Genomic DNA, 14,441 nt, shown 5'->3' with positions numbered 1-14,441 from the left:
ACTTTCTAAGCTTACATAAGTAGTTATACTTGAACAATCGATAAAAATCAATTATTCACCTTTATTTTTTTTGATAATTTCTTCAGAAACAGACTTTGGTACTTCTTCATAGTGGTCAAACACCATAGAGAATGTTCCGCGTCCTTGAGTGTTAGAACGTAATGACGTTGCATAACCGAACATTTCAGAAAGTGGAACCATAGCGCGAACAACTTGTGCGTTACCGCGAGCTTCCATACCTTCTACACGTCCACGACGAGATGTTACGTCACCCATAATGTCACCCATGTACTCTTCAGGAATTACAACTTCAACTTTCATCATTGGCTCAAGAATTACTGGGCTACATTTAGAAACCGCAGCTTTAAGTGCCATAGATGCAGCGATTTTGAACGCCATCTCAGATGAATCGACATCATGGTAAGATCCGTCAACTAATGCAGCTTTAATGTCAACTAGTGGATAACCAGCTAGTACACCATTTTTAAGTGCATCTTCAAGACCTGCTCCAACAGCTGGGATGTATTCACGAGGAACTACACCACCGACGATCTTGTTTTCGAATTCGAATCCTTTACCTTCTTCGTTAGGTTCAAACTCAATCCAAACGTGACCGAATTGTCCACGACCACCAGATTGACGAGCGAACTTACCTTCAACTTTCGCAGCAGCGCGGAAAGTCTCACGGTATGCTACCTGAGGAGCACCAACGTTTGCTTCCACTTTGAATTCACGACGCATACGGTCAACGATGATATCAAGGTGAAGTTCACCCATACCAGCGATGATAGTTTGGCCAGTTTCTTGGTCAGTGTGAGCACGGAATGTTGGATCTTCTTCAGAAAGCTTAGATAATGCTGTACCCATTTTATCTTGGTCAGCTTTAGATTTTGGTTCGATAGCTACAGAGATAACTGGCTCTGGGAATTCCATAGACTCAAGGATAACAAGGCTCTTCTCGTCACAAAGAGTATCACCAGTAGTAGTATCTTTTAAACCTACAGCAGCAGCGATATCACCAGCGTAAACTGTTGAAATCTCTTCACGGCTGTTAGCGTGCATTTGTAGGATACGACCTACACGCTCACGCTTACCTTTAGTTGAGTTTTTCACGTATGATCCAGAGTTTAACACACCAGAGTACACACGGAAGAACGTTAACTTACCAACATAAGGGTCAGTCATGATTTTGAATGCTAAAGCTGCGAATGGTTCTTCATCGCTAGACTTACGTTCTACTTCTTCATCTGTATCCGGTAGAGTACCTTTAATAGCAGGTACATCTAGTGGAGATGGAAGGTAGTCGATAACTGCGTCTAACAGAATTTGAACACCTTTGTTTTTGAATGCAGAACCACAGATTACTGGGAAGAATTCTACAGAAGTTGTAGCCTTACGGATACCAGCTTTAAGCTCTTCTACAGTGATTTCTTCACCTTCTAGGTACTTCATCATCATTTCTTCATCAAGCTCAGCTACCGCTTCAATAAGTTTTCCACGGTATTCTTCAGCTAATTCTTTGTGCTCTTCAGGAATTTCAACACGTTGAATGTCTGTTCCTAAATCGTTACCGTACATGTAAGCACACTCTTCAACAAGGTCAATGATACCATTGAACTCATCTTCAGCACCGATTGGTAACTGAATTGGATGTGCGTTTGCTTGTAAACGATCGTGGATTGTTCCTACAGAGTATAAGAAATCTGCACCGATCTTATCCATTTTGTTAACGAATACGATACGAGGTACGCCGTAAGTAGTAGCCTGACGCCAAACAGTTTCTGTTTGTGGTTCTACACCAGATTGCGCATCAAGTACTGCTACAGCGCCATCAAGTACGCGTAAAGAACGTTCTACTTCTACTGTGAAATCTACGTGTCCTGGAGTATCAATGATGTTTACACGATGACCTTTCCATTGTGCTGTAGTTGCAGCAGAAGTAATTGTGATACCACGCTCTTGCTCTTGCTCCATCCAGTCCATCTGAGATGCACCTTCGTGAGTTTCACCGATTTTATGAATACGTCCTGTGTAGTACAGAATACGCTCAGTTGCTGTTGTTTTACCAGCATCGATGTGAGCCATGATACCAATATTACGAGTGTTTTCTAAAGAGAACTCTCTTGCCATTTGGTGTCTTGCTCCTTCCATATATGGATTGGTATTTTTTTATTTTAAGTAGCAAAAAAGCCACTTTATATTGTTACACATGTCAGTATGTCCAGTACTCTCATTATGTAAAACGAGCGCCCGATGAAAGGGAGAGGCATTCTCCCTCTCCACACTTCCATAAGCGACAAATAAAGCGGTTTATGCTTACATTTATTTTACGTTGAATCCTACCAACGGTAATGAGCAAATGCTTTGTTAGCTTCTGCCATTTTATGAGTGTCTTCACGTTTCTTAACAGATGCACCAGCGTTGTTAGCTGCATCTAAGATTTCGTTAGCAAGACGCTCTTCCATAGTTTTTTCACCACGAAGACGAGCGTAGTTTACTAACCAACGAAGACCTAAAGTTGTACGGCGTTCTGGACGAACCTCAACTGGAACTTGGTAGTTAGCACCACCAACACGACGAGCGCGTACTTCAAGAACAGGCATGATGTTCTTAAGAGCTTGCTCGAATACTTCCATTGGCTCTTTACCAGTACGTTCGTTTACGATATCGAACGCATTATAAAGAATTGTTTGAGATTTACCTTTTTTACCGTCAACCATCATTTTGTTGATAAGGCGTGTTACTAGCTTCGAATTGTACATTGGATCTGGTAACACGTCACGTTTCGCAACAGGTCCTTTACGAGGCATATTGAGTTCCTCCTTTCATTTTAAAGTTATTATTTTTTAGCAGGTTTTGGTCTCTTAGTACCATATTTAGAACGTCCTTGCATACGTTTGTCAACACCAGCTGTGTCAAGCGCACCACGAACGATGTGGTAACGTACCCCCGGTAAATCCTTTACACGACCACCGCGAATTAATACTACGCTATGCTCTTGTAGGTTATGACCGATACCTGGGATGTAAGCTGTAACCTCGATACCGTTTGTTAAACGTACACGAGCGTATTTACGTAACGCTGAGTTAGGTTTCTTTGGAGTCATTGTACCAACACGAGTACATACACCACGTTTTTGAGGTGCAGAGATATCAGTTGATTTTTTCTTTAAAGAGTTAAAACCTTTGTTTAACGCAGGTGATTTAGATTTCCATACTTTATCAGTACGACCATTTCTCACTAATTGGTTAATAGTAGGCATTTGATTATCCTCCCTTCGCATGTTTGTATGACCACATATCCAGGTGGTTCATTATTAGTTGAAAACAAAGTTTTTGCAAGGAAGAGCAAATGCTCTCTCCTCACAAAAACAGTTTTAACTTATTATTCCTATTGCTGAAGCTCCCACTTGAATCCCCGAAGCTTTACCAAGCTTACGAACTGATTCAACTTTTGTTATGGGCACGTTATATTGCATTGCAACACGAATGATAGCATGGGTTAACCGCATGTCAGCATCCTCTGCGATGACAACTTCTTTAACTGTACCATTTTTGATTGCCTCCAATGTGCGTTTATGACCAACGACTACATTTTCAGCAGTTGATACTTTTTGATAAGACATATAAATATCCTCCAAAGCATCGTTCAGGAGCAACCTTGATTATAGTAACATTTTGACTCATACAATGTCAACTAAGATTAATTGTTTTTATACAAAATTTATGCCGGAAAATTTTACTGTTCCACATAAACCTCATCGTTTTCTACATTCATGTCATCTTGTGTTGTTTTTACAAGATCCACTTTGCGATAACGATTCATACCTGTTCCAGCAGGAACAAGTTTACCGATAATAACATTTTCTTTTAATCCTAGAAGTTCATCGCGTTTACCCTTAATTGCTGCATCAGTTAAGACACGAGTTGTTTCTTGGAACGATGCTGCAGATAAGAATGAATCTGTTTCAAGTGAAGCTTTTGTAATACCAAGTAGAACAGGTCTAGCTGTTGCTGGTTGCTTACCTTGCAGTAAGACCTTAGCATTCGCATCAGTGAACTGATGGATATCTAGTAATGTTCCTGGTAATACATCCGTTTCACCTGCATCACTTACACGAACTTTACGTAACATTTGACGTACCATTACTTCTACGTGTTTGTCACCAATTTCTACCCCTTGCATACGGTATACTTTTTGAACTTCACGTAATAAGTATTCTTGAACCGCCGTAATGTCCGTTACTTTTAGTAATTCTTTCGGATCAATAGAACCTTCTGTTAACTCTTTACCGTGGCTAATTGGCTGTCCTGGAGTTACTTTCAGACGAGCACCGTAAGGAATAGCATACGTACGAGCTTCAACTTCACCCTGTACAACTACTTCTTGACGATCTTTAACGTCGTTGATCGCTGCGATAACACCGTCGATTTCACTGATCACTGCCTGACCTTTCGGATTACGAGCTTCGAAGATCTCTTGGATACGAGGTAAACCTTGAGTGATATCATCTCCGGCAACCCCACCTGTATGGAATGTACGCATCGTTAACTGTGTACCTGGCTCACCGATAGATTGAGCTGCGATAATACCTACCGCTTCTCCTACTTCTACGTCTGTTCCAGTTGCTAAGTTACGACCGTAACACTTCTTACATACACCGTGGCGAGTGTTACACGTAAACGCTGAACGAATGTTTACAGTTTCAACACCCGAATTTTCAACGATATGAGCGATATCTTCAGTAATTAATTGATTTTCAGCAACTAATACTTCACCTGTTTCAGGATGTTTTACAGTTTTTCTTGCAAAACGTCCAACAAGACGATCATATAATGACTCGATAACTTCATTACCCTCTTTAATCGCACCAATTAATAAACCGCGATCTGTTCCACAATCATCTTCACGAACGATTACATCTTGTGCAACGTCAACAAGACGACGTGTTAAGTAACCAGAATCGGCAGTTTTAAGTGCTGTATCGGCAAGACCTTTACGCGCACCATGCGTAGAGATGAAGTACTCAAGTACTGTTAAACCTTCACGGAAACTCGATTTGATTGGAAGTTCGATGATACGACCAGATGGATTGGCCATAAGACCACGCATACCAGCAAGCTGAGTAAAGTTAGATGCGTTACCACGGGCACCTGAGTCACTCATCATGAAGATTGGGTTGCGTTTATTCAAGGATTTCATCAGTTTTCCTTGGATAACATCTTTTGCATTACTCCAAATAGAGATAACGCGATCGTAACGTTCTTCTTCCGTGATTAAACCGCGACGGAATTGTTTAATTACATTATCTACTTTTGCTTGTGCTTCGTGGAGAATTTCATCTTTTTCGCCTAATACAAGAATGTCAGATACCCCAACTGTAATACCAGCTTTTGTAGAGTACTTGAATCCTAAGTTTTTCATACGGTCAAGCATGCGAGACGTTTCTGTAATTTGGAAACGTTTGAACACTTCCGCAATGATGTTACCAAGGATCTTCTTGCTAAATGGCGCCACTTCTTCGCGACTAGCAATAATTTCTTTAATGTTCGCACCTTTTTCAACGAAATATTTCGCTGGTGTTTCTTTTTCAAGGTTTGAATTTGTTGGTTCATTAATATAAGGGAACGACTCTGGTAAGATTTCGTTAAATATTAATTTACCAACTGTTGTTAATAGAAGCATACTCTTTTGCTCTTCAGTAAATGTTGCGTTGTTTACTGCACTTGCAGCTACTGCAACACGTGTATGAAGATGAACATATCCATTTTGATATGCAAGCAATGCTTCGTTTGCATCTTTGAAGACCATACCTTCACCGATTGCACCTTCACGCTCAAGTGTTAAGTAATAGTTACCTAATACCATATCCTGAGATGGAGTAACAACTGGTTTACCGTCTTTCGGGTTCAAGATGTTTTGTGCCGCTAACATAAGAAGACGAGCTTCAGCTTGAGCTTCTGATGATAAAGGTACGTGAACGGCCATTTGGTCACCGTCAAAGTCCGCGTTGTATGCAGTACATACAAGTGGGTGAAGACGGATTGCGCGACCTTCTACTAATGTAGGTTCAAACGCCTGGATACCAAGACGGTGAAGTGTTGGTGCGCGGTTTAGAAGTACTGGATGTTCTTTAATCACAGACTCTAAAACGTCCCAAACTTCAGGTTGTACACGCTCGATTTTACGTTTCGCACTCTTAATGTTATGTGCTAATCCTTTTTCAACTAACTCTTTCATTACGAAAGGTTTGAACAGTTCAAGCGCCATTTCTTTTGGTAATCCACATTGATACATCTTTAAGTTCGGTCCTACAACGATTACAGAACGACCAGAGTAGTCAACACGTTTACCTAATAAGTTTTGACGGAAACGTCCTTGTTTACCTTTAAGCATGTGAGATAGTGATTTTAATGGACGGTTACCTGGTCCAGTAACTGGACGGCCACGACGACCATTATCGATTAATGCGTCTACAGCTTCTTGTAACATACGTTTTTCGTTTTGAACGATGATGCTTGGTGCACCTAAGTCCAATAGACGTTTTAAACGATTGTTACGGTTAATTACACGACGGTATAAGTCGTTTAAGTCAGAAGTAGCAAAACGTCCACCGTCTAACTGTACCATTGGGCGTAGTTCTGGTGGAATTACTGGTAGAACATCTAAGATCATCCAAGACGGTTCATTTCCAGAGTTACGGAATGCTTCTAATACTTCTAGACGTTTAATAGCACGAGTACGGCGTTGTCCTTGTGCTGTTTTTAATTCTTCTTTTAAGAAGTCTACTTCTTTATCTAAATCGATGTCTTGTAGTAGCTTTTTAATTGCTTCTGCACCCATAGCAGCTTGGAATGTGCTACCATATCGATCACGATATGCACGGTATTCTTTTTCAGAAAGTAATTGCTTCTTATCAAGTGGTGTATCTCCACTTTCTGTTACAACATAAGAAGCGAAATAAATTACTTCTTCAAGCGCGCGAGGGGACATGTCTAAGACAAGTCCCATGCGGCTCGGGATACCTTTGAAATACCAAATATGAGATACAGGAGCAGCTAATTCAATATGACCCATACGTTCACGACGTACTTTTGCACGCGTTACTTCAACGCCACATCGATCACAAACTACACCTTTATAACGTACACGTTTGTATTTTCCGCAATGACATTCCCAGTCCTTTTGTGGTCCGAAAATACGCTCACAGAACAAGCCATCTTTTTCAGGCTTTAACGTACGATAGTTAATAGTTTCTGGTTTCTTAACTTCACCGTATGACCAAGAACGAATCTTGTCAGGTGAAGCAAGTCCAATCTTCATATATTCAAAGTTATTTACATCTATCAAGGGGCCTACCTCCCTTTTAGTCTACAGGTTATCCCAATTATTCCTTAGTTGTCTCAACTTCGACATTCAATTTATCTGCTGATTGATGATCATCGTCATCTTCTGTATCACGCATTTCAATTTCTGTATCGTCGCTAGACATCATTTTAACGTCCATACCTAAACTTTGCAGCTCTTTAATCAATACTTTGAATGATTCAGGAACGCCTGGTTCTGGAACATTTTCGCCTTTAACAATTGCTTCATAAGTCTTAACACGTCCAACAACATCATCAGACTTCACTGTTAAGATTTCTTGAAGAGTATAAGCAGCACCGTAAGCTTCAAGTGCCCAAACCTCCATCTCACCGAAACGCTGTCCACCGAACTGAGCTTTACCTCCAAGAGGTTGCTGCGTTACAAGTGAGTATGGTCCAGTAGAACGAGCATGAAGTTTATCGTCAACCATGTGCGCAAGTTTGATCATATACATGACACCAACAGATACGCGGTTATCGAATGGTTCACCAGTACGTCCGTCATACAGGATTGTTTTCGCGTCATTTGCCATACCAGCTTCTTCAATTGTGCCCCAAACATCTTCCTCACGAGCACCATCGAATACTGGTGTTGCAATGTGAATGCCAAGGTATCTTGCTGCCATACCAAGATGAAGCTCTAATACCTGACCGATATTCATACGAGATGGTACCCCTAATGGGTTTAACATGATATCGATTGGCGTACCGTCTGGTAAGTAAGGCATATCTTCTTCTGGTAAAATACGAGAAATAACACCTTTGTTACCGTGACGTCCGGCCATCTTGTCACCTTCAGAAATTTTACGTTTTTGAACGATATATGCACGTACAAGTTGATTCACGCCTGGTGGCAATTCATCGCCATCTTCACGGTTGAATACTTTTACGTCTAAGATAATACCGCCACCACCGTGTGGTACACGTAGTGATGTATCACGTACTTCACGCGCTTTTTCTCCAAAGATAGCATGTAATAGACGTTCTTCAGCTGTTAATTCTGTTACACCTTTAGGTGTTACTTTACCAACAAGTAAATCTCCATCTTTTACTTCAGCACCAACGCGAATGATACCGCGCTCGTCAAGGTTACGTAATGCGTCTTCCCCAACGTTTGGAATGTCACGTGTAATTTCTTCTGGTCCAAGCTTCGTATCACGAGCTTCTGATTCATATTCTTCAATATGAATAGAAGTGTACACATCATCTTTTACAAGGCGCTCACTCATGATGATCGCATCCTCGTAGTTATAACCGTCCCAAGTCATGAAGCCAACAAGCACGTTACGTCCAAGTGCTAGTTCACCTAATTCCATAGAAGGACCATCCGCAAGGATTTCACCTTTTACAACTTCATTTCCAACACTTACGATTGGACGTTGGTTGTAACAAGTTCCTTGGTTAGAACGAATGAATTTTTGCATTTTGTAGCGATCTAAGTCGCCTTTTACTGTTTGACCGTCAACTTCTACATAGCGACGTACCCAAACTTCACGTGCTTCTACGCGCTCAACAACACCAGGATGTTTACAGATTACTGCAGCACCTGAGTCTTTTGCTGATACGTACTCCATACCTGTACCTACAATCGGAGATTCCGGATTCATTAACGGAACCGCCTGACGTTGCATGTTCGCTCCCATAAGTGCGCGGTTAGAGTCATCGTTTTCTAAGAACGGAATACAAGCTGTCGCTGCCGACACTACTTGTTTTGGAGATACATCCATGTAGTCGATGCGTTCTCTATTTGTGACAATGTTTTCACCACGGAAACGAGCTACGATATCTTCACTTAGGAATTCACCTTCGTCAGATAATTTCATATTCGCTTGGGCTACAACATAATTATCTTCTTCATCTGCTGTTAAGTAATCAACATGCCCTGTTACAAGACCAGTTTCTGGGTCAACACGACGGTATGGTGTTTCAATGAAACCAAACTCATTTACTTTCGCGAACGAAGATAATGAGTTAATCAAACCGATGTTTGGTCCCTCTGGTGTTTCAATCGGACACATACGACCGTAGTGAGAGTAATGAACGTCACGCACTTCAAAGCCTGCGCGCTCACGCGTTAAACCACCAGGTCCTAATGCAGATAGTCTTCGTTTGTGAGTTAACTCTGCTAATGGGTTTGTTTGGTCCATAAACTGAGATAACTGAGAACTTCCGAAGAACTCTTTAATAGATGCAATAACAGGACGAATATTAATTAGTGCCTGTGGTGTAATCGCATTTGTATCTTGGATCGACATTCTCTCACGAACAACACGTTCCATACGAGAAAGACCGATACGGAATTGATTTTGTAATAGTTCTCCAACAGAACGCAGACGACGGTTTCCTAAATGGTCAATATCATCTGTATCCCCTACTTTGTATAGTAGGTTGAAGAAGTAACTGATAGAAGCAAGGATATCACCTGGTGTGATGTGTTTCACATCACGAGTAATGTTTGCATTACCAATTACATTAATTACGCGTTCGCCTTCCGACTCAGGAGCATAAATCTTAATAGATTGCAGCTCAACATCGCCTTCTACCACTCCACCCATTGGTTTCGCTGTTTTGAATCCAATGTTTTTCTCTAAGTAAGGTAAAATGCGATCAAGTGTACGACGATCTAAGATTGTTCCTTCTGCCGCTAAAATTTCACCAGTTTCTGGATCCACTAATGTTTCAGCTAAACGTTGATTAAACAATCTGTTTTTAATGTGTAACTTCTTGTTGATCTTATAGCGACCTACATTTGCTAAATCGTAGCGCTTTGGATCGAAGAAACGAGACACAAGTAAGCTCTTAGCATTTTCTACTGTTGGTGGTTCACCAGGACGTAGACGCTCATAAATTTCAAGCAATGCTTTTTCTGTGCTATCTGTGTTGTCTTTTTCTAATGTGTTGCTTAAGTATTCGTTATCACCTAAAAGCTCGGTGATTTCTTGATCAGAGCCAAACCCTAATGCGCGTAACAAAACAGTTACAGGAAGTTTACGCGTACGGTCAATACGCACATATACAACATCCTTAGCATCTGTCTCATACTCTAACCAAGCTCCGCGGTTTGGAATTACAGTAGCAGTAAAACCACGTTTTCCGTTTTTATCCACTTTGCCACTATAGTATACGCTTGGAGAGCGAACTAACTGGGAAACGATAACACGTTCTGCACCGTTAATTACGAATGTTCCAGTCTCTGTCATGAGTGGGAAATCTCCCATGAACACATCTTGTTCTTTTACTTCACCAGTTTCCTTGTTGATTAGACGCACTTTTACACGAAGTGGTGCTGCATACGTCACATCACGCTCTTTGCATTCGTCTACAGAGTATTTAGGTTCACCTAAGCTGTAGTCGATAAATTCAAGCGATAGATTTCCCGTAAAGTCTTCAATCGGAGAAATGTCTTGGAACATTTCTCGCAAACCCTCATCAAGAAACCACTGATAAGAAGAGGTTTGAATTTCGATAAGATTTGGTAACTCTAATACTTCACTAATACGGGCATAACTTCTTCGTTGGCGGTGGCGTCCGTATTGAACTAGTTGACCTGTCAACTGCTTCACCCCTCAAATCATGAGTATTATAAATGCACAAAAAAATTTGTGCAAAATCACAAATAAATACAACTACTGCTATTAGCGTAGTCTCTTTCTCTTAAAGATAAATACGTTGAGTCTTTCTACCTGCTCAAAAAAGAAAAATGGCTTCTATAAGAAAACCATCATTCTGTTTCATAATCTGCTGATTTTACTATCTTTTCCAAGAGAAACAAAAATATACATCTTTCTCAACGCAGAAAATCATATATTGGCATTGTATAATGTTAACATAGCCAAAAATAACCGTCAACGTTTTTTTGATTTTATGATATAATATCCTTTTTTCTTTTCTACAACCTCAACTTCAGAAAATACTTCTTCTAGTTTTTTTAGCGCAGACGGTGCACCTTGTTTTTTTTGAATAACAATCCAAAGCTCTCCATCTGGAACTAAATACTCCACAGCTTTTTCTAAAATCTCATGTACGATATCTTTACCCGCACGAATTGGAGGGTTAGATAGAATAGCAGCATACTTACCATCTACATTTTCATAGACGCTACTTTGAAAAATACGTATATTCTCGATTTTGTTATTAGCGGCGTTTTCTTTCGCAAGCCCAAGTGCCCTCTCGTTCACATCCACCATGTGAACTTCACGACCTTGAAACTCTTTCGCTAACGACAAACCAATAGGACCGTATCCGCAACCTACGTCTAATATATCACCTTTAATATCTGGCATTTGAAACGCTTCAATTAAAAGACGGGAACCAAAGTCCACTTCGTTTTTCGAGAACACCCCATGGTCAGATAAGAAAGTGAATCGAGATCCACGAAGGGCAAACTCCCATCGCTTACGATCACTTTTACTAGAAGGGTCGTTAGAAAAATAATGGTCTGCCATATGGCCACCTCTTTTCTTTACAGTTAAAAAAAAAGCTCGCATGAGAGCGAGCTTTTTTTAAAGCATCAAAAGTTAATTACTTAACTTCTACAGCAGCGCCAACTTCTTCAAGTTTAGCTTTGATTTCTTCAGCTTCTTCTTTAGCAGCAGCTTCTTTGATTACTTTTGGAGTGTTGTCAACTAATTCTTTAGCTTCTTTTAAGCCAAGACCAGTGATTTCACGAACAACTTTGATAACTTTGATTTTTTGTGCACCAGCGCTAGTTAGTTCCACATCAAATTCAGTTTTCTCAGCAGCAGCTTCTCCAGCGCCACCAGCAACAGCTACAGGAGCAGCAGCAGTTACGCCGAATTCTTCCTCGATAGCTTTTACTAAGTCGTTAAGTTCTAATACAGTCATAGATTTAACTGCTTCAATGATTTGTTCTTTAGTCATTGTAAATATCCTCCCTTAAATAGGTTTGTATTGTTTTATCGATAATACGTAATTATCTTTTAAAAAATTAAGCGCCTTGCTCTTCCTTTTGGTCTGCAACTGCTTTAGTAGCAAGTGCAAGGTTACGGATTGGAGCTTGAAGAACGCTAAGAAGCATAGAAAGTAAGCCTTCACGTGATGGAAGAGTAGCGATTGCTTTAACCTCATCAAGTGTTACAAGTTTACCTTCGATTACGCCCGCTTTAATTTCTAAAGCTTCATGATCTTTAGCGAAGTCGTTTAATACTTTCGCAGGAGCAACTACATCCTCGTTACTGAACGCGATTGCGTTTGGTCCTGTTAAGAATTCATTTAACTCAGCCATTTCAGCAGATTCTGCAGCACGACGAGTTAGAGAGTTTTTGTAAACTTTGAACTCAACGCCAGCTTCACGTAATTGCTTACGTAATTCTGTTGCTTCAGAAACTGTTAAACCACGGTAGTCAACAACGATTGTAGATTTACTAGCGCGAAGTTTGTCCGCGATTTCAGTTACAACTTGTTGTTTAGTTTCGATTACTTTGCTCATGTTATTACACCTCCTGTAGATTATATAGAAGATGTACCGAAAGTGCACTAAAAACCTCCATGCCCAACTTGTAGACATGGAGGCATATAGTCACAGAAAAAAGATTCCGCTTCGTATATTAACACCTAGGTAGGAAATTAAGTCTATTGACACCTACTGTCTACGGTACACTAATTAAATTCACAACATAAATGATTATATTAAAACTTCTTTATGAAGTCAACTTCCAAAATTTACGCTAATGTAGAAACGTCTACACGTACGCCAGGTCCCATTGTAGAAGCAACTGTTACGTTCTTCATGTAAGTACCTTTTGCAGCAGCTGGCTTAACTTTTTGTAAAGTGTCAGCAATTGTTTTGAAGTTTTCTACTAATTTAGCATCTTCGAAAGATACTTTACCGATTGGAACGTGGATGTTACCAGCTTTATCAACGCGGTATTCAACTTTACCAGCTTTGATTTCGTTAACAGCTTTAGTTACATCGAAAGTAACTGTTCCAGTTTTAGGGTTTGGCATTAAACCTTTAGGTCCTAATACGCGACCAAGTTTACCAACTTCACCCATCATGTCAGGAGTTGCTACTACTACATCGAAATCGAACCAACCTTGTTGGATTTTACCGATGTAATCAGTATCGCCTACGAAGTCAGCTCCAGCAGCTTCAGCTTCTTTAGCTTTTTCACCTTTAGCAAATACTAATACACGTTGTACTTTACCAGTACCGTGTGGAAGAACAACTGCACCACGGATTTGTTGGTCAGCTTTCTTAGGGTCAACACCTAAACGGAATGCAGCTTCTACAGTTGCATCAAATTTAGCTGTGTTTGTTTTCTTTACTAATTCTACTGCTTCTGTTGCAGAGTAAGCAGCTGCACGATCAACAAGCTTTGCAGCTTCTACGTACTTTTTACCTCTTTTAGCCATTTTTATTTCCTCCTCGAATGTGGTTTTAGCGGAATAACCTCCCACGTTTACGCCTGTTTTCAGGTATAACCTGAGGATGAGCGCCATCCATTTATTTAAAAACGATAATCATTTACGATAATAAAGGTTGCGAATTGGAATTCCAGACCCGCAACCTTTTTTAAAAACAAATCGAATTAGTCTTCGATAACGATGCCCATACTGCGTGCAGTACCTTCAACCATACGCATTGCAGCTTCTACGCTAGCAGCGTTTAGGTCAGGCATTTTAGTTTCAGCGATTTCGCGTACTTTATCACGCTTAACAGTTGCCACTTTATTACGGTTTGGTTCACCAGAACCAGACTCAATACCAGCTACTTTCTTAAGAAGAACAGCAGCAGGAGGAGTTTTAGTAATGAAAGTGAATGAACGGTCCTCAAATACCGTAATTTCAACAGGGATGATAAGACCAGCTTGATCTGCTGTACGAGCGTTAAACTCTTTACAGAAGCCCATGATGTTAACACCTGCTTGTCCTAATGCTGGACCAACTGGTGGAGCTGGGTTAGCTTTACCTGCAGGAATTTGAAGCTTTACCATTTTAATTACCTTTTTAGCCACGAGACACACCTCCTTAAGTCCGTGATGTGGTCAATTGGACAGTGATTTGCCCTCCCACGTCATATTTTATCTGTAAGGATAAAATCTTTCAAAAAAC

Annotated in this window: 11 protein-coding genes and 1 other annotated feature; all 11 genes read right to left on the bottom strand. The window is 40.4% G+C overall.

The features are described from left to right. Positions 1-51: 51 nt before the first annotated feature. The 11 genes from fusA to rplK all read right to left on the bottom strand — a co-directional run bounded on the left by fusA (position 52) and on the right by rplK (position 14,344). Positions 52-2,130, bottom strand: coding sequence for an elongation factor G (gene fusA, locus HMPREF1014_RS28125; RefSeq protein WP_000090370.1), 2,079 nt, complete (start codon positions 2,128-2,130; stop codon positions 52-54). Between the two features lie 209 nt (positions 2,131-2,339). Next, on the bottom strand, positions 2,340-2,810 hold the full coding sequence (gene rpsG, locus HMPREF1014_RS28120) for a 30S ribosomal protein S7 (RefSeq protein ID WP_001137491.1): 471 nt from the start codon (positions 2,808-2,810) through the stop codon (positions 2,340-2,342). Between the two features lie 29 nt (positions 2,811-2,839). After that, complete coding sequence (gene rpsL / locus HMPREF1014_RS28115; protein ID WP_001142341.1) at positions 2,840-3,262, bottom strand: 30S ribosomal protein S12; 423 nt, start codon at positions 3,260-3,262, stop codon at positions 2,840-2,842. 114 nt (positions 3,263-3,376) lie between these two features. Then, positions 3,377-3,625, bottom strand: a complete 249-nt coding sequence (locus HMPREF1014_RS28110; RefSeq protein ID WP_000121837.1) for a 50S ribosomal protein L7ae-like protein — start codon at positions 3,623-3,625, stop codon at positions 3,377-3,379. A gap of 113 nt (positions 3,626-3,738) precedes the next feature. Next, positions 3,739-7,350 carry a DNA-directed RNA polymerase subunit beta' gene (gene rpoC / locus HMPREF1014_RS28105; RefSeq protein ID WP_000567939.1) on the bottom strand — a complete coding sequence of 1,204 codons (3,612 nt, stop codon included), beginning with the start codon at positions 7,348-7,350 and terminating at the stop codon, positions 3,739-3,741. 37 nt (positions 7,351-7,387) lie between these two features. Then, the gene (rpoB, locus tag HMPREF1014_RS28100; RefSeq protein WP_000147553.1) at positions 7,388-10,921 is read right to left on the bottom strand and encodes a DNA-directed RNA polymerase subunit beta; all 3,534 of its coding nucleotides are present in this window, start codon (positions 10,919-10,921) and stop codon (positions 7,388-7,390) included. Positions 10,922-11,212: 291 nt separating this feature from the next. Continuing rightward, positions 11,213-11,812: a class I SAM-dependent methyltransferase gene (locus HMPREF1014_RS28095; protein WP_000763262.1), complete on the bottom strand. Its 600-nt coding sequence runs from the start codon at positions 11,810-11,812 to the stop codon at positions 11,213-11,215. A 76-nt stretch (positions 11,813-11,888) separates the two neighbouring features. Then, the gene (rplL, locus tag HMPREF1014_RS28090) at positions 11,889-12,248 is read right to left on the bottom strand and encodes a 50S ribosomal protein L7/L12 (RefSeq protein ID WP_000159736.1); all 360 of its coding nucleotides are present in this window, start codon (positions 12,246-12,248) and stop codon (positions 11,889-11,891) included. 67 nt (positions 12,249-12,315) lie between these two features. Further along, complete coding sequence (gene rplJ / locus HMPREF1014_RS28085; RefSeq protein WP_000048716.1) at positions 12,316-12,816, bottom strand: 50S ribosomal protein L10; 501 nt, start codon at positions 12,814-12,816, stop codon at positions 12,316-12,318. Positions 12,817-12,855: 39 nt separating this feature from the next. Next, positions 12,856-13,000, bottom strand: a sequence feature (ribosomal protein L10 leader region). Positions 13,001-13,049: 49 nt separating this feature from the next. After that, a complete protein-coding gene (gene rplA / locus HMPREF1014_RS28080) occupies positions 13,050-13,742 on the bottom strand; it encodes a 50S ribosomal protein L1 (protein WP_001987630.1) in 693 nt (230 codons plus the stop codon). A gap of 176 nt (positions 13,743-13,918) precedes the next feature. Further along, positions 13,919-14,344, bottom strand: a complete 426-nt coding sequence (gene rplK, locus HMPREF1014_RS28075) for a 50S ribosomal protein L11 (RefSeq protein WP_001085872.1) — start codon at positions 14,342-14,344, stop codon at positions 13,919-13,921. Positions 14,345-14,441: the final 97 nt, after the last annotated feature.

This window comes from Bacillus sp. 7_6_55CFAA_CT2, assembly GCF_000238655.1.
Classification (GTDB): domain Bacteria; phylum Bacillota; class Bacilli; order Bacillales; family Bacillaceae_G; genus Bacillus_A; species Bacillus_A cereus.
The sequence above is the reverse complement of the archived record's forward strand: the minus strand, read 5'-3'. Positions and strand labels throughout refer to the sequence as shown.

Excerpts from the sequence above, each read along its gene's own strand:
- fusA (WP_000090370.1), bottom strand. The coding sequence starts at position 2,130 with ATGGCAAGAGAGTTCTCTTTAGAAAACACTCGTAATATTGGTATCATG.
- rpsG (WP_001137491.1), bottom strand. The coding sequence starts at position 2,810 with ATGCCTCGTAAAGGACCTGTTGCGAAACGTGACGTGTTACCAGATCCA.
- rpsL (WP_001142341.1), bottom strand. The coding sequence starts at position 3,262 with ATGCCTACTATTAACCAATTAGTGAGAAATGGTCGTACTGATAAAGTA.
- HMPREF1014_RS28110 (WP_000121837.1), bottom strand. The coding sequence starts at position 3,625 with ATGTCTTATCAAAAAGTATCAACTGCTGAAAATGTAGTCGTTGGTCAT.
- HMPREF1014_RS28095 (WP_000763262.1), bottom strand. The coding sequence starts at position 11,812 with ATGGCAGACCATTATTTTTCTAACGACCCTTCTAGTAAAAGTGATCGT.
- rplL (WP_000159736.1), bottom strand. The coding sequence starts at position 12,248 with ATGACTAAAGAACAAATCATTGAAGCAGTTAAATCTATGACTGTATTA.
- rplJ (WP_000048716.1), bottom strand. The coding sequence starts at position 12,816 with ATGAGCAAAGTAATCGAAACTAAACAACAAGTTGTAACTGAAATCGCG.
- rplA (WP_001987630.1), bottom strand. The coding sequence starts at position 13,742 with ATGGCTAAAAGAGGTAAAAAGTACGTAGAAGCTGCAAAGCTTGTTGAT.